Source organism: Shewanella sp. VB17 (assembly GCF_013248905.1).
In the GTDB taxonomy this organism is placed as follows: Bacteria; Pseudomonadota; Gammaproteobacteria; order Enterobacterales; family Shewanellaceae; genus Shewanella.
In genome coordinates this window covers 307,749-327,422 of sequence record NZ_JABRVS010000001.1, presented here as the reverse complement: position 1 = coordinate 327,422, position 19,674 = coordinate 307,749, and the positions used below count along the sequence as shown (strand labels likewise).

At 41.5% G+C, this 19,674-nt stretch carries 17 protein-coding genes; 10 read left to right on the top strand and 7 right to left on the bottom strand.

Annotation, left to right across the window (positions count from 1 at the left end; genetic code table 11):
- The first annotated feature begins 74 nt into the window (after window positions 1-74).
- Entirely contained in the window at window positions 75-1,133 is a 1,059-nt protein-coding gene (locus tag HQQ94_RS01415; protein WP_173292759.1) for a GlxA family transcriptional regulator, read from the top strand.
- Between the two features lie 135 nt (window positions 1,134-1,268).
- Here the strand turns inward: HQQ94_RS01415 and nhaC are convergent, their stop codons facing one another.
- Window positions 1,269-2,738: a Na+/H+ antiporter NhaC gene (gene nhaC, locus HQQ94_RS01410; RefSeq protein WP_173292758.1), complete on the bottom strand. Its 1,470-nt coding sequence runs from the start codon at window positions 2,736-2,738 to the stop codon at window positions 1,269-1,271.
- A 286-nt stretch (window positions 2,739-3,024) separates the two neighbouring features.
- Between nhaC and glyA the strand changes: the two genes are divergently transcribed.
- From glyA to purU, 6 genes are all read left to right on the top strand, one after another.
- Window positions 3,025-4,290, top strand: coding sequence for a serine hydroxymethyltransferase (glyA, locus tag HQQ94_RS01405; protein ID WP_173292757.1), 1,266 nt, complete (start codon window positions 3,025-3,027; stop codon window positions 4,288-4,290).
- 57 nt (window positions 4,291-4,347) lie between these two features.
- On the top strand, window positions 4,348-5,601 hold the full coding sequence (locus HQQ94_RS01400; protein ID WP_173292756.1) for a sarcosine oxidase subunit beta family protein: 1,254 nt from the start codon (window positions 4,348-4,350) through the stop codon (window positions 5,599-5,601).
- 14 nt (window positions 5,602-5,615) lie between these two features.
- Window positions 5,616-5,930, top strand: coding sequence for a sarcosine oxidase subunit delta (locus tag HQQ94_RS01395; protein WP_173292755.1), 315 nt, complete (start codon window positions 5,616-5,618; stop codon window positions 5,928-5,930).
- Window positions 5,927-8,950, top strand: coding sequence for a sarcosine oxidase subunit alpha (locus HQQ94_RS01390; protein WP_173292754.1), 3,024 nt, complete (start codon window positions 5,927-5,929; stop codon window positions 8,948-8,950). The genes HQQ94_RS01395 and HQQ94_RS01390 overlap by 4 nt, the downstream gene beginning before the upstream one ends.
- Window positions 8,943-9,644: a sarcosine oxidase subunit gamma gene (locus HQQ94_RS01385; protein ID WP_254303973.1), complete on the top strand. Its 702-nt coding sequence runs from the start codon at window positions 8,943-8,945 to the stop codon at window positions 9,642-9,644. The genes HQQ94_RS01390 and HQQ94_RS01385 overlap by 8 nt, the downstream gene beginning before the upstream one ends.
- A gap of 145 nt (window positions 9,645-9,789) precedes the next feature.
- Window positions 9,790-10,656, top strand: a complete 867-nt coding sequence (gene purU / locus HQQ94_RS01380) for a formyltetrahydrofolate deformylase (RefSeq protein WP_173292753.1) — start codon at window positions 9,790-9,792, stop codon at window positions 10,654-10,656.
- 93 nt (window positions 10,657-10,749) lie between these two features.
- On the opposite strand, the gene HQQ94_RS01375 is transcribed toward purU, so the two are convergent.
- Window positions 10,750-11,517: a transporter substrate-binding domain-containing protein gene (locus HQQ94_RS01375; protein WP_173292752.1), complete on the bottom strand. Its 768-nt coding sequence runs from the start codon at window positions 11,515-11,517 to the stop codon at window positions 10,750-10,752.
- Window positions 11,518-11,690: 173 nt separating this feature from the next.
- Between HQQ94_RS01375 and HQQ94_RS01370 the strand changes: the two genes are divergently transcribed.
- Window positions 11,691-12,344: a sulfotransferase gene (locus HQQ94_RS01370; RefSeq protein ID WP_173292751.1), complete on the top strand. Its 654-nt coding sequence runs from the start codon at window positions 11,691-11,693 to the stop codon at window positions 12,342-12,344.
- Between the two features lie 479 nt (window positions 12,345-12,823).
- Here HQQ94_RS01370 and mnmE read toward each other — a convergent pair whose 3' ends face one another.
- The 5 genes from mnmE to rpmH all read right to left on the bottom strand — a co-directional run bounded on the left by mnmE (window position 12,824) and on the right by rpmH (window position 16,725).
- Window positions 12,824-14,185 carry a tRNA uridine-5-carboxymethylaminomethyl(34) synthesis GTPase MnmE gene (mnmE, locus tag HQQ94_RS01365; RefSeq protein ID WP_173292750.1) on the bottom strand — a complete coding sequence of 454 codons (1,362 nt, stop codon included), beginning with the start codon at window positions 14,183-14,185 and terminating at the stop codon, window positions 12,824-12,826.
- 160 nt (window positions 14,186-14,345) lie between these two features.
- On the bottom strand, window positions 14,346-15,983 hold the full coding sequence (yidC, locus tag HQQ94_RS01360; protein WP_173292749.1) for a membrane protein insertase YidC: 1,638 nt from the start codon (window positions 15,981-15,983) through the stop codon (window positions 14,346-14,348).
- Window positions 15,984-15,986: 3 nt separating this feature from the next.
- On the bottom strand, window positions 15,987-16,244 hold the full coding sequence (yidD, locus tag HQQ94_RS01355) for a membrane protein insertion efficiency factor YidD (RefSeq protein ID WP_173292748.1): 258 nt from the start codon (window positions 16,242-16,244) through the stop codon (window positions 15,987-15,989).
- A complete protein-coding gene (rnpA, locus tag HQQ94_RS01350) occupies window positions 16,211-16,570 on the bottom strand; it encodes a ribonuclease P protein component (RefSeq protein WP_173292747.1) in 360 nt (119 codons plus the stop codon). The genes yidD and rnpA overlap by 34 nt, the downstream gene beginning before the upstream one ends.
- Window positions 16,571-16,587: 17 nt before the next feature.
- On the bottom strand, window positions 16,588-16,725 hold the full coding sequence (gene rpmH / locus HQQ94_RS01345) for a 50S ribosomal protein L34 (protein WP_126507838.1): 138 nt from the start codon (window positions 16,723-16,725) through the stop codon (window positions 16,588-16,590).
- Between the two features lie 444 nt (window positions 16,726-17,169).
- Here rpmH and dnaA point away from each other — a divergent pair, with 444 nt between their 5' ends.
- On the top strand, window positions 17,170-18,555 hold the full coding sequence (gene dnaA, locus HQQ94_RS01340) for a chromosomal replication initiator protein DnaA (RefSeq protein WP_173292746.1): 1,386 nt from the start codon (window positions 17,170-17,172) through the stop codon (window positions 18,553-18,555).
- Window positions 18,556-18,573: 18 nt separating this feature from the next.
- Window positions 18,574-19,674, top strand: a complete 1,101-nt coding sequence (gene dnaN / locus HQQ94_RS01335) for a DNA polymerase III subunit beta (protein WP_173292745.1) — start codon at window positions 18,574-18,576, stop codon at window positions 19,672-19,674.

Here is a 19,674-nt window from a genome sequence, read left to right as displayed (position 1 = left end):
AATAGCACTAAGCTAGTATTCATGTCTAAGTCATGATATTGATATGAATCGACCGATGTTGTGGATTTGGTTAAATGGTAAAAGAAGTAGATAAACGAGAATTTAGTCGAGTAATGCGTGATGTAAATAGTGCATTTATTGCATTAAATGAAGATCAAACTAAGACGGTAAGAGTCGGTTTTGTTTTATTAGAACATTTCTCTATGATGGCCTTTACGGCTGCCATGGATACATTAGTGACGGCAAATTTGGTACGTTCAACCCCTTTGTTCACCATGTCTACTTTTGGCTTGAGTTCCTTATCGGTTAAAAGTGATCTTAATTTAAATATATCAACAGGCTTTACGATAGATGATCTCATTATTGATAATCATGTATCTGTTGATGCATTAATTATTTGTGGCGGTTACCGCAGTTCACTTAGTGAATGCGTTCAACTCTCGACCAAACTTAGGCTATTAGATAAAAAAAATACCGTACTAGGTGGATTATGGAATGGAGCCGTAGCCCTTGCTCATGGTGGTTTACTTAATCATAAAACATGTTCAATACATATAGATAACCATGCATTTATTAAAGAACATTTCCCTCATATTTGTCTATCTGAGCATGTGTTTAAAATAGATGGGAAATATATGACTTGTGCCGATCCTAGTAGTGCATTAGCAATGATGTGTGTATTTATTGAGTCGTGTTTTGGCCGTGATACAGTGCGAGCTATTCGTGAAATTTTAACCTGTCATCAAGTTGAAAGTAATCATGACGCGACATTAATGAAAACTGCAGATAATCCCGCTTTTCCAGACACATTACGTAATATATTACAGTTAATTAAATCTAACATTGAGGAGCCTTTACAGCCTGATGAAATTAGTTCGTATGTGGGTTTGTCGCGACGATACATTGAACGTTTATTTCAAACACATTTAGCAACGACCCCATCACGCTATTACCTTGAACTGCGGATCACTCATGCTCGCCGTTTATTATTACAAAGCAATGATTTGATCGGCAATATAGCTGTCGCAAGTGGCTTTCATAGTACCACTCATTTTAACCACTGTTTTAAAGCTTATTTTGGGTTATCTCCGAGTCAAATTAGGCAAAAGTACCGTCACGAACCCTTTGTGTAAACTGAGGTTAGCCCTCTAATAATAAAAAAGCCTCCAAATGATAATGGAGGCTTTGATATTTAGTAAGCTTAATTGATGTCTCGCACTTATTTACCTTACACCAGTATCGATGTCAGTGGCGTTATTGAGTTTATATTAGGCTTGAACAAGCTCAGTTTCTTCAGCGGGATCTTGTTCTGCTTGTTCGCGCTCCACTTGAGTTAGCTTAGGCGAAAATCGCCCCGTTGCAGCATAAAAAAGTCCAATTAATGGGGATATCCAGCAGGCAAAAGAAAGTGGTATATACAGTAAGTTCTCTATGTTTCCTTCAGCAATGCCTAAACCGAGTGCAGTAATAACCACAGCGCCGCCAGCGTTCCATGGAATTAGTGGCGAGATTAAGGTGCCACCTTCTTCAACTGCTCGTGAAAGATTAAGTTTAGAGTAGCCTTGCTCAACGTATGCTGGTGCAAACATGCGACCCGGTAAACTAATTGATAAATAAGGATCGCCAGCAACGAGATTAGTGGTCACTGCGGTGCCCATTGCTGCAGCTTGTAGCCCAAGAAATGAATGAGTTTTCTTTAGTATCACTTCAATAATGCTTTCTAAACAATGTGTGCGCTCTAACGCGCCACCAAAGCCAAGAGATATCATGACCAGCGTTATCACCCAAGCCATTGATTGAATACCACCACGATTAAGCAGTGAGTCTAATTCTGTGACACCTGTGGTGATACTGAAACCATTTTGCATAAACTGAAAAACTTCATGCAAAGAAAAACCTTGGACAACAACGGCAAGTATTGCGCCGGAAATAACCCCTGCAAATAAGGAAGGTAGTGAGGGCATGCGTTTTAAAGACAGAAATAACACTATAGCTGGAGGCAGTAAAAGCCATGGAGATAAGCTGAAACTTGTTTCTAAGCCTGTGGTTATGGTATTGATTGTTGAGAAATCAACAGATGCCGAATCGATGACATAAAAACCAACAAATAAATAGATACAGAGTGAAATCAACATCGCAGGAAGAGTGGTTGGGATCATGTTCTTGATGTGGTCAAACAGATTTACCCCCGTTACCGCAGGGGCTAGATTGGTGGTATCGGATAATGGCGACATCTTGTCACCAAAAAAAGCACCGGAAACAACAGCCCCTGCTGTCCAGTATATTGGAATATCAAAACCAGCACCAATGCCGACCAATGCCAAACCAATAGTGCTCACCGTCCCCCAAGATGTCCCTAGTGATACTGACACAATGGCGCATAACAGCATACCTGAGGCAAGGAAGAATTCAGGGCTAAGCAACTTAAGCCCATAATATATTAATACAGGTACTGTACCACTGGCTATCCATATGGCCACTATCATGCCAACCGCAATTAAAATGGCGATAGAGGGCAGTGCGATACGTAGGGCATTGAATACCCCTCCTTCAATATACAGCCATTTATAACCTCTAAACCGTGCAAGTATGGCAGTGATCCCTATGCCGATAGCCAAAGGAATGTGAGGAGTGAAATCATTAAATACAAACAGTTGGATAGCGAGTAAGAGGAGTGTGAGTGCAATGGGAAGTAACGCCATCGCAAAACTTGGTTTGATGCCCTTATTGTGGTTCATATTTCCTTCCTATCATCATTTTGAACAGCGATGGCTTTTTGTGTTACTAACACAAAAAATTGCCAAACACTTGTTCATGAATTGTTGGTCTTATATTTTTTATTGTGAGAGTTAAAAGCTAACATAACTGAGTCAAGGATGGATGCTGGAGCGCCACATTTGTCGGCAATCCGCAATATGTGGCCGCTTAAAAGCAATAAGAAGTGTTTAATTACGAGTATTGTCTCTCCTATGTCATGTAAATCATCGCTGTTGATGACGAGTACCAGTGCAAAGGGTGAGTAAAATGTTTGATTATTGTAATAAGCTTAACGGATTCGATGAAGTGGTTGATAAGGCCATTCAGAAAGAAAAAGTGCGCCAAGAGGCACATATCGAACTTATTGCTTCTGAGAATTATACCAGTCCAATGGTGATGGAAGCACAAGGCACATCATTGACAAATAAATATGCTGAAGGTTACCCAGGGCGTCGTTATTATGGTGGTTGTGAGCATGTTGATGAAATAGAAACATTAGCCATTGAGCGGGCCAAAGAACTTTTTGGTGCTGATTATGCGAACGTACAGCCGCATTCCGGTTCTCAAGCTAATGCTGCAGTATTTATGGCGTTAGTTGAGCCAGGAGACACTGTATTAGGCATGAGTTTGGCTCATGGTGGACATTTAACCCATGGTTCTCATGTTAGCTTTTCTGGAAAAACCTATAATGCGGTTCAGTATGGCATTAACGAAGCGGGCGAAATTGATTACGATGAAGTGAGAGCAATGGCTCATGAACATCAACCTAAAATGATTATTGCTGGATTCTCTGCATACTCTCAAGTGATCGATTGGGCACGTTTTCGTCAAATTGCCGATGAAGTCGGAGCCTATCTTTTTGTCGATATGGCCCATGTTGCCGGCCTTGTTGCAGCGGAGCAGTATCCTAATCCATTGCCTCATGCACACGTTGTCACATCAACTACTCATAAAACTTTGCGTGGACCGCGTGGCGGCTTAATTCTGAGCCTAAATAATCCAGAATTAGAGAAGAAATTAAATTCGGCAGTCTTTCCTGGTGTTCAGGGCGGCCCTTTAATGCATGTGATTGCCGCTAAGGCGGTGGCGTTCAAGGAGGCGTTACAGCCTGAATTTAAGTTATATCAAGCTCAGGTTGTTCGTAATGCCGATGTGATGGCGCGAACATTTATTGAACGAGGCTATGATGTGGTTTCTGGTGGTACGCGCAATCATTTATTCCTGCTGAGTTTAATTAAGCAGGGCCTTACTGGCAAAGAGGCAGATGCAGCCTTGGGCCAAGCTTCAATCACTGTCAATAAAAATGCAGTGCCCAATGATCCTCAGTCACCATTTGTCACCTCTGGTCTGCGTATTGGTTCTCCTGCTATCACCACCCGAGGCTTTAAAGAACAAGAATGTCGTCAGTTGTCTCATTGGATAGCGGATATATTGGATGCGCTGCAAACTGAAGATGCAAGCGGCGTGATTGCAGAGGTGAAGCATAAAGCCAGTCAGCTTTGTGGTGATTATCCAGTTTACCGCGGTCAGTGATCTTATCGCGATTTCACATTTAACGGCTATATCGTCAAATATTTAAAGGACTTCGGAATGGAAAAATATTCTGGTTTTGGGTTGATAACACATGCCTTAAGTCACCATGAAAACTGGCAGCGGGTTTGGCGTAATCCCCAACCAAAGAAAAGGTATGATGTGATTATTGTTGGTGGCGGTGGTCATGGGCTTGCGACAGCTTATTATTTGGCTAGTGTTCACGGCATTACTAATATAGCCGTGCTTGAGAAGGGGTATTTAGGTGGTGGAAATACTGCGCGAAATACCACCATTGTTCGCTCTAATTATCTTTGGGATGAATCAGCACATTTGTATGAACACGCCATGAAATTGTGGGAAGGCCTGTCCCAAGATTTAAATTATAACGTGATGTTTTCTCAGCGAGGCGTGTTGAACTTAGGCCATACCTTGCAAGACATGCGAGATATTGGCCGTCGAGTTAACGCTAATCGTTTAAATGGTATTGATGGTGAAGTATTAGACACTCAACAGGTACAGGAAATTGTACCTATGATGAATTGTGGCACAGATACTCGTTATCCAATATTGGGTGCATCTTGGCAGCCTAGAGCTGGGGTTGCTCGCCATGATGCGGTTGCATGGGGCTATGCACGCGCCGCTGATGCACTGGGTGTAGATTTAATTCAGCAATGTGAAGTTATTGATATTATAACTGAAGATGGCGCTGCTGTGGGGGTTAATACTAAGCAGCACGGGATCATTAAAGCTGATCGTGTTGGATGTGCGGTAGCGGGAAACTCCAGCGTATTAGCCAAAATGGCAGGTTTCGAGTTACCGCTTGAGTCACATCCACTGCAGGCACTGGTCTCTGAACCCATTAAACCTATTTTGGACACTGTGGTGATGTCCAACCAAGTTCACGGTTATATCTCGCAATCAGATAAAGGTGATTTGGTGATTGGTGCCGGCATTGATGGTTATAACGGTTATGGTCAGCGAGGTGCTTATCACACAATAGAGCATACCGTTCAGGCAATCTTAGAGTTATTCCCAATCTTTAGCCGTGTCAGAATGAATCGTCAGTGGGGAGGTATTGTTGATACTTGCCCTGATGCATGTCCCATTATTTCAGCGACACCCGTTGAAAATCTATTTTTTAATTGTGGCTGGGGAACAGGCGGATTTAAAGCCACACCAGGTTCAGGCCATGTCTTTGCCGATTTGCTCGCGAAAGGGCAAGCCAACACGTTAGCTAAACCGTTTGCTTTGTCCCGTTTCCACAATGGTGCTTTGATTGATGAACATGGTGCTGCAGGCGTCGCTCACTAGAGGAGAGGGAAAAGATGTTTTATATTTATTGTCCTTATTGTCAAGAACACCGCGAGGAAGAAGAATTTCACGCTGCAGGCCAAGCACATATTAGTCGTCCACTCGATCCTGATAATTGTAGTGACGTGGAGTGGGGCGATTATTTGTACTTTCGCAAAAACCCACGAGGACTACACCACGAGATGTGGTCGCATGCGGCGGGTTGTAGAAAGTATTTTAATGTGACCCGAGATACTCAAACTTATCAGATTAAAGAAGTGTATAAGATGGGTGAAGTGCCACAAATTGTTGCTGAAAAAACCTCAGATAGAGAGAGGAGTGCAGTATGAGTCAGGAAAACCGTGTTCATTCTGGGGGATGCATAGATCGTAGCAAACCATTGAGTTTTTGTTATAACGGTAAAATTTATCAAGGTTTTAGTGGTGATACTCTGGCTTCTGCGCTGCTAGCCAATGGTGTCGACATCGTTGGGCGCAGTTTTAAATATAGCCGTCCTCGGGGCATTGTTGCCGCTGGCAGTGAAGAGCCCAATGCCATTTTACAAATGGGGGCTAGCGAAGCAACTCAGGTACCTAATATAAGAGCAACTCAGCAGGAACTATTTGATGGGTTAGTTTGTCATTCGGCTAAGGGGTGGCCGAGCTCTGACTTCGACATGATGAGTGTGTTGGGTAAGGTTGGTGGTAAAATGATGCCACCAGGTTTTTACTATAAAACCTTTATGTATCCGCAAACGATGTGGCAAACCTACGAGAAGTATATTCGTAAAGCGGCAGGAATAGGACGTTCTCCTACAGAAGTCGATCCTGATATTTATGATAACGTTAATCAACACACTGATGTATTGATTGTGGGAGCAGGCCCAGCAGGCTTAGCGGCGGCGTTAAGTGCAGCGCGTAGTGGTGCTCGAGTTATTTTTGCCGATGAGCAAGCGCAAATGGGGGGCGCATTATTATCAAGCCGTGAGCTGATTAATGGCCAACCGGCAATGGAGTGGGTGGCTGAGACATTAGCTGAGCTGAACCAATACCCTGAAGTGTTGGTACTTCCACGTGCCACAGTGAATGGTTATCACGATCATAACTTCCTTACTATCCATCAACGCTGTACTGATCACATTGCCGATAAAGCGCCTAACGGACAAGTTCGTCAACGGTTATATCGGGTTCGTGCTAAATGGGTCGTATTGGCAACGGGCGCTCATGAGCGAACCTTGGTTTTTGGTAATAATGATGTTCCCGGTTGCATGCAAGCGTCAGCGGTATCGACTTATATTAATCAGTACGGAGTCGTACCTGGTAAGCAGCTAGTGTTAATGACAACTAACGACAATGCCTATCAAGCCGCATTCGATTGGCAGGACAGTGGTCGAGATGTGGTGGCCATTATTGATACTCGCAGTCAACCTCAAGGCGAAAAAATACAGCAAGCGCGTCATCGCGGCTTAAACATCATCACTGGCAGTGCCGTTATTGAAGTTAAAGGCACTAAAAGAGTCTCTGCGGTGTTAATTGCCAACATTAATGTTGATGGGACTCAAGTTGTAGGCGAGTCAAAGACCATAAAATGTGACACGGTAGCGAGCTCTGGAGGATGGAGTCCCGCGGTACATCTTTCTTGTCATACTGGCAGCCGTCCGCAATGGAAAGAGGATGTACTTGGATTTGTACCGGGCGAGACGGTTCAGCAGCAACTCGTCGCGGGGGCGATTAATGGTACTTATAGCCTTATAAAATGTTTGCAAGAAGGATTTAGTGCCGGGCAAGAAGCGGCAAGCAAAGCGGGTTTCACTGATGTTGGTAATGATGAAATGCCGGCTGTTGAGCTGCTCACTGAAGGGCCTACAATGCCGTTGTTTCATATACCTCATACACTACCAACCAGTCGAGCCCCAAAACAATTTGTCGATTATCAAACTGATGTCACCGCAGCGGGTATTGAGCTCGCGACACGTGAAGGGTTTGAGTCTATTGAACATATTAAACGTTATACGGCAATGGGCTTTGGTACTGATCAAGGTAAGCTAGGTAATATTAACGGTATGGCGATTGCAGCAAAATGCATGAATAAATCGATACCTGAAACCGGCACCACTATTTTTAGACCTAATTATACTCCAGTGACGTTTGGCGCAATTGCTGGGCGTAACTGCAGTGATTTATTTGATCCAAAGCGTTATACCCCAATGCAGCAATGGCATGTCGATAATGGGGCCTTGTTTGAAGATGTGGGGCAATGGAAACGTGCTTGGTATTACCCCAAAGCTGGGGAGTCTATGCTCGATGCGGTTAATCGTGAATGTAAGGCAACCCGCGATAGTGTCGGTATTTTAGATGCATCCACACTCGGTAAAATTGACATTCAGGGCAAAGATGCCCGTGAGTTTATCTCTCGAGTGTATACCAATGCATGGGCTAAATTGGCGGTAGGTAAATGTCGATACGGTTTGATGTGTGGTGAAGATGGCATGATATTCGATGATGGTGTGACATCATGTTTAGCTGACAATCACTTTATCATGACGACGACCAGTGGTGGCGCTGCTCGGGTATTAAGTTGGTTAGAGCTGTACCACCAAACGGAATGGCCTGAGCTTGAAGTTTATTTCAATACCGTAACTGATCAATGGTCAACGATGACAATTTCTGGCCCTAATGCTCGTAAGCTGTTGGCAGAAGTCTGTGATGATATTGATTTAGATCGTGATAGTTTCAAGTTTATGGATTGGCGACAGGGGACGGTTGCTGGTGTGCCTGCCCGTATATTCCGAATCTCATTTACCGGTGAGCTTTCGTATGAAATCAATGTACAGTCAAACTACGGTTTAAAGGTATGGGAAGCACTTCAGTCACATGGCAAAAAATACAACTTAACCCCTTATGGCACAGAAACTATGCATGTCTTACGGGCTGAAAAAGGGTTTATTATTGTTGGGCAAGATACAGATGGATCTGTCACACCGATGGACTTGGGTATGGGGTGGTGTGTCAGTAATCAAAAAACATTTAGTTACATTGGTAAGCGCGGCATGAATCGTGAGGATTGTTTACGTTCGGGTCGGAAGCAACTTGTTGGTTTGAAAACAAAAGAGGCTAATGTGGTGATACCTGAAGGCTCTCAGGCGGTTGCAGATCCCAATCAAGCAATTCCAATGACCATGTTGGGCCATGTGACCTCAAGTTATTACAGTGAATGTTTACAACGCAGCATTGCAATGGGCATGATCATCGGTGGCCTTGACCGTATGGGGGAGAGTGTTTATTACCCTCTGGCTGACGGTAGGGTGATTGAAGCTGAAATATGCAGCCCTGTTTTCTTGGATCCTAAAGGAGATAGACAACATGTCTGATGTTGAAAGTATTATTAATAAGCCAGAATCAGCTCCTGTGGATACTCATATAGTGGAAACTGCGGTACCGTCATCACCTAAGATATTGGAAATGCAGCAGCTTTCTCTTAATGGGGTGCAAGCTATTAGTCCCTTGTCTGGGAGAGTATCACAGACAAGTCAGCGACAAAATGTGAGTGTCTATCTAAGTGAATTAGCGTTTTTAGGACACTTAGTTTTACGAGGCAATAGTGACAATGAAAAGTTTGCTGCAGCAATCAAAGAAGTACTAGGAGTCTCACTGCCCGCTGCGCTACAGAGTGAAGCGAAAGATGAATTATCAATCAGTTGGATTTCACCTGATGAATGGCTAGTGATTTTACCTATCAAACAAGCTTTTGCGGTTGAAAGTCGATTACGTATCATCGTCGAGGGTCATTTTGCGGTTGTAAATGTATCTGGTGGACAGACAGTATTGAGCTTATCGGGCTCGAATGCACTGCAAGTATTGCATAAATCTACCCCTTACGATGTTCATGAGCGTAACTTTCCAGTCGGTAAAGTGGTGACCACTGTGTTTGCTAAATCACAGGTAGTTATTCGTCGTACGGGGCTTGAAAGTTGGGAGTTGACGGTACGAAGAAGCTTTGCTGACTATGTGTGGTTGTGGTTAACCGATGCAGCAAGAGAGTATGGTGTTGAGGTCAGTGGCTAGTATTTGGCTGACATTATAGGGAGGTATTTTGCTATAGTATTGTGATTCAGTACGTTGATTTAGCACTTTGGTTCAGTCTGAGGTTGAGCCAAAGTTTATCGTTTTTGAGTTTAATACCAATAGGTATAATTAAAGAGATATTATCGTGAGAAATAATGAAAACACTTGGATATTAACCGCACAATGTCCAAGTTGCCTTGGAACAGTAGATGTAGTGACTCGCTTTCTTGCTGAAAATAGTTGTTATATTGTAGACATACAATCATATGATGATCGTGAGCTTAAGCTGTTCTGCATTCGTGTTCAATTTCGGCCACTCAACGATGAGTTTAATGCTGATGTATTCGATCAAACATTTCTAGAGCGGGCGAAAGCGTTTGATATGACTTGGACGTTAACAGAGCCAAATCATAAAACTCGTGTTGCCATCATGGTTTCAAAATATGATCACTGTTTAAATGATTTACTCTATCGTTATCGCACTAATGCATTAGCAATTGATGTTGCAGTGATTATATCCAATCATCCTGATCTGAAAGCATTAGCAGAGTGGCATGGTATAGATTATCATCACCTACCTATTACGGCAGAAACTAAACCTCAGCAAGAAAAACAAGTGCTGGACATAGTGAAGCAGTATTCTTGTGAACTAGTGGTGCTTGCACGTTATATGCAAGTATTATCTGCCGACATGTGCAGTGAACTTAGTGGGAAGGCCATTAATATTCATCATTCTTTATTGCCAGGCTTTAAAGGTGCTAAGCCTTATCATCAAGCATGGGATAAAGGGGTCAAACTGGTTGGTGCAACGGCGCATTATGTTAATGACGATCTTGATGAAGGACCCATTATAACTCAAGGCGTTCAGGCTGTTGATCACAGCCACTATCCAGAAGATTTGGTTGCTAAAGGGCAAGATATTGAAAGCCAAACATTAGCCCGTGCAGTGAAGTACCACATCGAGAAACGTGTGTTCTTATTTGGTTCACGCACTGTTGTATTTGCTGATTAAAGCCATAAGAATATTATTTTATAACACTGTTTGTCATGGCTTATAAGGGATAGCCTTATGGCCATTATTGACTAATAATGGTCAAAATAGAATTTATTTAAGCTGAATATTCCGTTTGATACTCGCGTTTATTTTGTTCATTTGGTCATCAGATACTTGCTTAGAGCATATAATATGCCGTGTTGTTCGATCTGCGGATAAAAGTGGAAAAGATAAAATTGACACTTTTTTATTTAGTGTTGGGTGTATTGAAAATATATAAGGCAGTTCAGCTGCTGAAAAAAAAGCAATGTCGCCACGTTTTTCTGCGATCATGAGTAAAATATGTTCTTGATCTTTTGTAAGATCAAGCATATTTGCATGTGAATTCAACATCATTCCAATGAGAACAGAACTGTATGCGTATCCTTTTTTAAATAAAACAGTGACGTTCTTATCGTTCATTATTTCAGTAAGAGAGCGAGAATTAAACTGATCATGTTTATCCGCAGCTACAACTCCAACATACTCAGAATCGACATAAGTAATATCAGATACTTTACCTATTTTTTCTCGTTCTGCGGTATAAATCCAACTAACTAAGCATAGCGGCTGAGTATTTTCTTTAAAGTAATGCATAAATCTAGCTGCGGGATTTTGCTTCCAGTGATAGCGAATATCGGTATCACTAAATACTTTCTCACCAATATCATAATTAATCCCTACTAGCTTGTTGTCGCTATCATAGCCAATATAAGGAAGTCTACCATTAAAATAAAGTGTTATCTCAGGCTCTTCTGCTTGGCACTGAATGACAATAAAGCTCTGTAATATGAAAAGTATTATTACATTAAATGCCAAGATACGATTATAATTAATCAATTTTTGAATCTCTAATTTAACACCATACTAAATTATAGCCGCTTTAGCATAATTGGGTTCATAACCCACAAGGGGTTCAAAGTCTGGTATCAAATAGACAAAACTAGTACCCATTTATTATTCAATTTTGATCACTTGTGAGTGTAATATTTCCTAGAGCTAACTTTAAAAATATGACTAAATTTTTTATTATCGGTTTACCTAGAACTGGGACGACAAGTGTGAGTGTGGCTTTACTTGAACATGGATTTAAGGTGGCACATCAGGCATTTACTAAGCAAGCATTTGAGTTAGCTGATGTGATATCTGATGCTCCTTGTTTTAGTGATTATAAGCAATTGGACTATCTATACTCAAATGCAAAATTTATCTATCTAGATCGCTCACTCGAAAGCTGGGTACCTTCTATGCAGATGCTATTAAGTCGTATGTTAGTGCATTTAGATGAAAAAAAAGGACGATTTCATCCTATTTTAAAGCGTAGTTTCAAACATAGTTTTGGTGTCGGTGAGGTGGATGAACCTACTAATACCCAGCATTTGATGCATTGCTATCAAGCTCATAAAAAAAACATTTTTGATTTTTTCAGTGATCGAAATGATTTTACCAGCATCGATGTCAGTAAAGATGGCGCCTTATCTAAGTTACTGGACTTCATGAATGTAGAAGATAATGCTAATTTTGAGGCTGTACAGTTAAACTTTCCACATCTAAACAGCGGGAGACGTGTCGCTAGTTGGGATGAGTACAAACACCCTAATAAAATAAGTGCTAACGCCGCAGGCCCTGAAAAACGCAAATACTTTGATTATAAATTAATCAGCTAAGTACCATTTTCAAAATAGGGTTCCACGTGGAACTTAACACTGCATTGGGTTGTTTTACTGGGGATGTCGGTTTGCTATTCCAGTATTAGTGATTTTAGGTTACAACTCAATTAATTTAGCTAAAATGAGTAAAAAAAGAAGCAATTTCTGTTTAACCAACTATTATATCTTTTGGATAAAAAATTCTTTTATTATGCGGAAAAGTATTTCAATTTATTTTGCGTATAACTTATCTACAAGTTGAATTTATTTTTGATTTACATTCGTATTATTTAAAATTAAATTTGACAAAAAAACCTTTGCAAACAACAAACTAAAAACAAAACAGAACAAATATAATCTGCATCTGTTGACTTTACTTTGCTTGTTGATATCTCTGTTGATTGTTTTGATCGGGATCGACACACACTTGGCTTGGATTAGATCATCAGGATCCTATTTTTTTCTCGTAAAAATAAGAAGGTTTAATCATAAATCGATTACTTACCGATACAGAATGAACTGAAGATTTTACCAAGTAAATCATCAGAAGTGAATTTTCCCGTTATTTCAGACAATGCCATTTGAGTCATTCTTAGTTCTTCTGCAAGCAATTCTCCAGCTAAATAGACTTCTAATTGCTCTTTCCCTATCATTAGATGGCTACTAGCAAGAGCCAGAGCTTCTAAATGACGACGTCGTGCAATAAAACCACCCTCTATATTACTTTGGTAACCCATAAGAGATTTAAGGTGCTGCTGGAGTGCTTGAACCCCTAAACCAGTTTTGGCTGAGATGCGAAATACATTGTGGTCATGATCCTGCGTTACCGTTAAGGGCTCACCTGTTACATCAGCTTTATTACGTACCACAGTGATCCCTAAATTTTTCGGTAGACGATCAATAAAATCAGGCCAGATCTCATGCGGGTTGACTGCGTCGGTAGTCGTACCATCGACCATAAATAAAACCTGATCGGCCGTTTCTATTTCAGCCCAAGCACGTTCTATACCAATGATCTCGACGGCATCATGGGTGTCACGAAGTCCTGCAGTGTCGATGATATGCAGCGGCATACCGTCTAAGTGGATATGTTCACGCAATACATCACGGGTAGTACCAGCAATGTCGGTAACAATGGCTGATTCTTTACCTGCTAGGGCATTAAGCAAGCTAGATTTTCCCGCATTAGGACGGCCTGCAATCACCACTTTCATCCCTTCACGTATAATTGATCCTTGTTTGGCACTGGCTTGAACTGTATCGAGTTTAGTGATGATTCGTTGGAGCGAGCCTGCAATTTTACCGTCAGAAAGAAAATCGACCTCTTCGTCAGGAAAATCAATCGCTGCTTCGACATAAAGGCGTAGGTTAGTGACTTGCTCTACTAGTTCATGTATCTGTAATGAGAATTCACCTTGTAGAGAGTTCAACGCGCTTTTAGCTGCTTGTTCGCTAGTAGCATCGATCAGATCGGCAATGGCTTCAGCTTGAGTCAAATCCATTTTATCATTCATAAAGGCTTGTTCGCTAAATTCTCCAGGTTTGGCTATACGAACCCCAGCCACTTGCATTACTTGCTTTATTAACATGTCGAGTACAATCTGGCCTCCATGGCCTTGTAATTCGAGGACATCTTCACCAGTAAAGGAGTTTGGTCCCTGAAAAAAAAGGGCGATCCCCTGATCGATAACCTCATCGTCAAAGCCTTTAAAGTCGCAGTAATCGGCATAGCGTGTCTTGGGGATACGCCCCAAAATAGCCATCGCCACATCGCTGGCAAGGTTACCAGAGATACGAATGATACCCACACCACCACGCCCTGGGGCGGTTGCTTGTGCCACGATAGTATCTGTTGTCATTACTGTGTTCCCTACTTTAAACAATTGAAAGCTAATGAAAAAATATTGATTTTATTCTTATATCCAAGTGACTTCAGCATGTCGAAGAATCTCTTGGATATATAAATAAAAAAGCGGTCAATACTCAGTATTAACCGCTTTTCTTAGTTGAAGCTAAAAGCTATTTTAAGCCTTTCTTCGCAAGGCCAGCATAAATAATCTTCTGCTGTGTAATCGCAACTAAGTTACCCACTAGCCAATAAAGTACCAGGCCTGCTGGGAACCAAAGGAAGAATACGGTAAACACCACTGGCATCCACTGCATCATCTTTTGTTGCATTGGATCCATTGTTGGTGCCATAGGTTGCATTTTCTGCATCACAAACATTGAGATCCCCATCAGGATTGGCATCACATAATATGGATCTTGTACCGAAAGATCGGTGATCCATAACATGAATGGCGCGTGACGCAGTTCAAAACTCTCTAACAGTACCCAATATAATGCAATGAAAATGGGCATCTGTAACAAGATTGGTAAACAGCCACCCATAGGGTTCACTTTCTCTTTCTTGTACAGTTCCATCATGGCTTGACCCATTTTTTGACGGTCATCACCGAAGCGTTCTTTCATCTCAGTCAGTTTAGGCTGCAAGTTTCGCATCTTAGCCATAGAGGTATACTGAGCTTTAGTTAGCGGGAATAATAGGCCACGGACAGTCAGTGTGATTAATATAATCGCTAGCCCCCAGTTAGAGACTATTGACTGAAAAAACATCAGTAGCTTATAAATAGGAACAGCTATCCACCAAAGAAAACCATAATCAACCACTAGGTTAAGTGAGTCGGATAGTTTAGAGAGTTCCTCTTGATTTTTAGGGCCAACATAGAATTGTGCGCTAATGGTTTGAGCTGCACCTGGTGCAACGTTATAAATAGCACCACGGAAACCTATATTTGCTAAGCCGCCGGCACTAACACTTGAGAAAATTGTGTTTTGATCGGTTGCTGGTGGTACCCAAGCTGACACAAAGTAGTGTTGTAGCATTGCTGCCCAACCACCTAATGTTTTGTTGTCCAGATTTTTGTCAGCCATATCATCGAAGCTGTACTTTTCGTAACGGGTATCTGCTGTTGAGAATGCGCCGCCACGATAAGTTGGCATCATCATGCTGCTTTCGCTTTGCTTGATACTGTGTTTAATCTGACCGTACATCTGAACTTGTAGCTGGTTATCAGTGGTGTTGTTAACGACATAATCAACATCAATATTAAACTTACCACGATGGAAGATGAACATTTTTGTGTAAGTAGCACCATTTTCAGCCACATAGGTTAATGGCACCTCTAAGGTGTCTTGACTTGCTGCTAAGGTGTATTCGCGCGAAGCACTGTTGAAATTAGCCCGACCTTTAGCACTACTGTCGATACCATTACGACCGATAAGACCACTTTGAGCAATATAGTTAATATCTTTTGTTTGATCTAACAGTACAAATGGGTCGTTATTGTCAAGCTCAAGCTTATGTTCAACAAGAGCTGAATAAACAATATCACCACCAACAGGGTTAATTTTAATGATTAACTGGTCAGTGTTGACTGTGATGAGTTCCTTTGAATATGAAACAGCTGCTGGAAGTGCTGAATCAGCATCAGGCACATCAGAGCTGTGAGAATCTACACCAGATGAAGCGTTAACAACCGATGAAGATTGATCCGCAATAGCAGATTGTGGGTTTTGATCTGTCTGCCATTGTTGCCAGAGTAAAAAGCTGACAAGTAGCAGACCGATAAGAAATATATTGCGTTGAGATTCCATAGTCTATTTATTACACCTGTGTGTTTTTTGGGGGACGGGGTCAATACCGCCGGGATGTAAAGGATGACATTTTAGTATGCGCTGCGCTGCAAGCCAACTGCCTTTTACTGTTCCATGTAAATGAATAGCATCAATTGCATATGTGGAGCAAGTTGGATGAAAGCGGCATTTATTAGCCCCTAAAAAAGGACTAATAAGAATTTGGTAGCCACGAATCATAGTGGTAGTTAACCATTGTAACGGCGATTTATTTTTCGCCATAGTTTCTCTACCAGTTTATGGAGTTCTGCATTTTCCATCTCGACGACGCCATTTCTGACGAGCACAACGATATCAATAGCGGGGAGTTCGTGCTGATGCAAACGAAAATTATCTCTGATAATACGCTTAACCCTATTTCGTTGATGTGCTTTCTTTACAAAACGCTTAGCAACTGTAAGTCCAATACGAGGATGTTGCTCAGAGTTTGGAATTGCAAGTAAGGTTATTTCAGCCGAAGAAGCTTTGATTGGTTTTGAGAATACAGATTTGAATTGCGCGGGAGTTAACAAACGTAACTCCCGCGTAAAGTTGTAGCTAGTCGTCACCTTTTATTCTACTTAAATTAAGCAGAAAGGCGAGCACGGCCCTTGGCACGGCGACGAGCCAGTACCTTACGGCCGCCTACTGTAGCCATACGTGCGCGGAAGCCGTGAGAACGCTTGCGCTTTAGGGTGCTTGGTTGAAAAGTACGTTTACTCATTGTGGCAATCCGTCTTTGGTAGTTAACAATCCCTACACACAAAAAATTTGAGGTAAGGGCAAAAAAGAGGCCGAATTGTAATCACTTTACGTTTGCCAGTCAACAAGCAAAACCACCAAGTGATAAAAATATCGACAATTAAGTTTTATATCAGTTGTCGCGAAACACTATAAAGTGTGGATAACTCTGTGTATGAGCACTATATCTTGTGGATCTAGTGATCATTCGCTCGATCTGACAATGTTAATTATAGATCGATTTAGATCGCTTTATAAAGAGGGTTTTGGTGCTTTTTTTAAATAATGAGATCGCCAGCGATCTTTTTGGATCGACACTTAGCTAGTTAGATTATCTATCTGGGGATAAAACTATTATTAAAGGATAGCGATCATTGTGATCTCACTATAGAATAGCTTCTTTGGATGATCTTTTGGGGATAAGTACGTGGCGGTTTCATTTTGGCAGCAATGTATCGGGCGACTACAAGATGAGCTTTCTGCTCAACAATTCAGTATGTGGATCAGACCCTTGCAAGCAGAAATGGACGGAGATACGCTTGTTCTCTATGCGCCGAATCGTTTTGTGCTTGATTGGGTAAGAGATAAATACATCAATATTATTAATCAGTTCTTTACTGAACAGATGGGCAGCAATGCACCTAAATTGCGTTTTGATATTGGTAGTAAACCCTCAGCCCCTAAGCCAATTCAAGCGACAGCGGCAATGACTCGACCTAAACAGCAACAAAGTCCTGATAGAGGTAGAACCTCTTTTAATGTGACCCCAGAACCTGCAATTACCGCTAATCATCGAAGTAATATCAATCTTACTTATCAATTTGAGAATTTTGTTGAGGGTAAATCTAACCAACTAGGCAAAGCGGCTGCTATGCAAGTGGCTGAAAACCCAGGTGGTGCATACAATCCTCTTTTTTTATATGGTGGCACAGGTTTAGGGAAAACCCATTTATTACATGCAGTGGGTAATGGCATTATTAAAAATAATCCCAATGCTAAAGTGGTGTATATGCACTCAGAAAGATTTGTGCAGGACATGGTTAAAGCACTACAAAATAATGCGATCGAAGAGTTTAAACGCTATTACCGTAGTGTTGATGCCTTGTTTATCGATGATATACAATTTTTTGCCAACAAAGATCGCTCTCAAGAAGAATTTTTTCATACCTTTAATGCATTATTAGAAGGTAATCATCAGATCATTTTAACGTCGGATAAATATCCTAAAGAAATTGACGGTGTTGAAGATAGACTCAAATCTCGTTTTGGTTGGGGTCTTACGGTTGCGATTGAGCCACCAGAATTAGAAACTCGTGTGGCGATCTTGATGCGTAAAGCACAAGAGAGTGGTATCAATCTTCCTGATGAAGTGGCATTTTTTATTGCTAAACGGTTACGTTCAAATGTGCGAGAGCTTGAAGGCGCCTTGAATCGCGTTATTGCAAATGCTAACTTCACGGGTCGACCTATCACGATTGATTTTGTACGTGAAGCGTTAAGAGACCTCTTGGCTTTGCAAGAAAAATTGGTCACTATAGATAATATTCAAAAAACAGTCGCTGAATACTACAAGATTAAGATGGCTGATATGCTGTCTAAACGTCGTTCTCGTAGTGTTGCTCGCCCACGTCAAGTGGCGATGGCGCTGTCAAAAGAGCTAACCAACCATAGCTTACCCGAGATAGGGGATGCATTTGGTGGTCGTGACCATACAACAGTGCTACATGCTTGTCGTAAAATTGCACAGTTACGTGAAGAAAATCATGATATTAAAGAAGATTATGCTAACTTGATTCGTACGTTATCTTCATAAATCTGGGAAATTGGACTGATGAAATTTTCAATTGATAGGGACGCACTATTAAAACCTTTGCAACTGGTCACTGGCGCAGTAGAGAGAAGACATAATTTACCTATTCTAGCAAACCTACTGGTAGAAGTAAGTGCTCACTCACTTAAGATGACTGGCACCGATTTAGAAGTAGAATTGGTCGGTGAGGTTCAACTCGTAGGTGACGTCCAAGAGGGATGCACGACAATACCAGCTAAAAAATTTCTCGATATTGTTAAGTCACTACCAGATCAAGTCGAGCTTAAAATCGAGCAGCAGGAAAATCGCCTCTTACTCCGTTCTGGTCGCAGTCGATTTACCTTAGCAACATTGCCAGCGGAAGAGTTTCCTAATGTCGAGGCCTTTAAGCCTGACATTGAATTTACCATTAAGCAGGGAACACTAAAGTCTCTGATTGATGCGACTCAGTTTTCCATGGCAAATCAAGATGTACGTTATTACCTAAACGGTCTTCTATTTGAGACCGAAGGTAATTTATTACGCGCGATTGCAACAGATGGCCATCGGCTGGCACTCAGTCATCGTCAAATCGAAGATACCTTACCGACAAAGCAGGTCATTGTGCCACGTAAAGGTGTTGTTGAGCTTCAGCGTTTATTTGAAGGTGAAGATCTTGATATCACCATCGCCATTGGTGACAATGCAATTCGGGCAACCACAGCGAGTGCAGTGTTTACCAGCAAATTAGTCGATGGACGCTTTCCTGATTACCGTCGTGTACTACCAAAAGGCGGCGATAAAGTGGTTATTGCGGGCCGCAACCATCTGAAACAAGCTTTGTTGCGTGCGTCCATTTTATCAAATGAGAAATTCCGTGGCGTGCGTGTTCAACTTGAAAACAATTTGATTAAAATTACCGCCAATAATCCTGAGCAAGAAGAGGCTGAAGAAATCTTAGATGTGGAATATGAAAATACTCCACTTGAGATTGGCTTTAATGTCAGTTATTTACTTGATGTATTGAATAACTTAGCTTCTGATGATGTGCGAATTACTTTAATCGATGGTAATTCAAGTGCGCTAATTGAAAACCATATTGAAGAAAATTCCATGTATGTTGTCATGCCGATGAGACTGTAG

Excerpts from the sequence above, each read along its gene's own strand:
- HQQ94_RS01390 (WP_173292754.1), top strand. The coding sequence starts at position 5,927 with ATGAGTCAGGAAAACCGTGTTCATTCTGGGGGATGCATAGATCGTAGC.
- HQQ94_RS01400 (WP_173292756.1), top strand. The coding sequence starts at position 4,348 with ATGGAAAAATATTCTGGTTTTGGGTTGATAACACATGCCTTAAGTCAC.
- yidC (WP_173292749.1), bottom strand. The coding sequence starts at position 15,983 with ATGGAATCTCAACGCAATATATTTCTTATCGGTCTGCTACTTGTCAGC.
- yidD (WP_173292748.1), bottom strand. The coding sequence starts at position 16,244 with ATGGCGAAAAATAAATCGCCGTTACAATGGTTAACTACCACTATGATT.
- dnaN (WP_173292745.1), top strand. The coding sequence starts at position 18,574 with ATGAAATTTTCAATTGATAGGGACGCACTATTAAAACCTTTGCAACTG.
- HQQ94_RS01370 (WP_173292751.1), top strand. The coding sequence starts at position 11,691 with ATGACTAAATTTTTTATTATCGGTTTACCTAGAACTGGGACGACAAGT.
- HQQ94_RS01415 (WP_173292759.1), top strand. The coding sequence starts at position 75 with ATGGTAAAAGAAGTAGATAAACGAGAATTTAGTCGAGTAATGCGTGAT.
- HQQ94_RS01395 (WP_173292755.1), top strand. The coding sequence starts at position 5,616 with ATGTTTTATATTTATTGTCCTTATTGTCAAGAACACCGCGAGGAAGAA.
- HQQ94_RS01385 (WP_254303973.1), top strand. The coding sequence starts at position 8,943 with ATGTCTGATGTTGAAAGTATTATTAATAAGCCAGAATCAGCTCCTGTG.
- rpmH (WP_126507838.1), bottom strand. The coding sequence starts at position 16,725 with ATGAGTAAACGTACTTTTCAACCAAGCACCCTAAAGCGCAAGCGTTCT.
- glyA (WP_173292757.1), top strand. The coding sequence starts at position 3,025 with ATGTTTGATTATTGTAATAAGCTTAACGGATTCGATGAAGTGGTTGAT.
- nhaC (WP_173292758.1), bottom strand. The coding sequence starts at position 2,738 with ATGAACCACAATAAGGGCATCAAACCAAGTTTTGCGATGGCGTTACTT.
- mnmE (WP_173292750.1), bottom strand. The coding sequence starts at position 14,185 with ATGACAACAGATACTATCGTGGCACAAGCAACCGCCCCAGGGCGTGGT.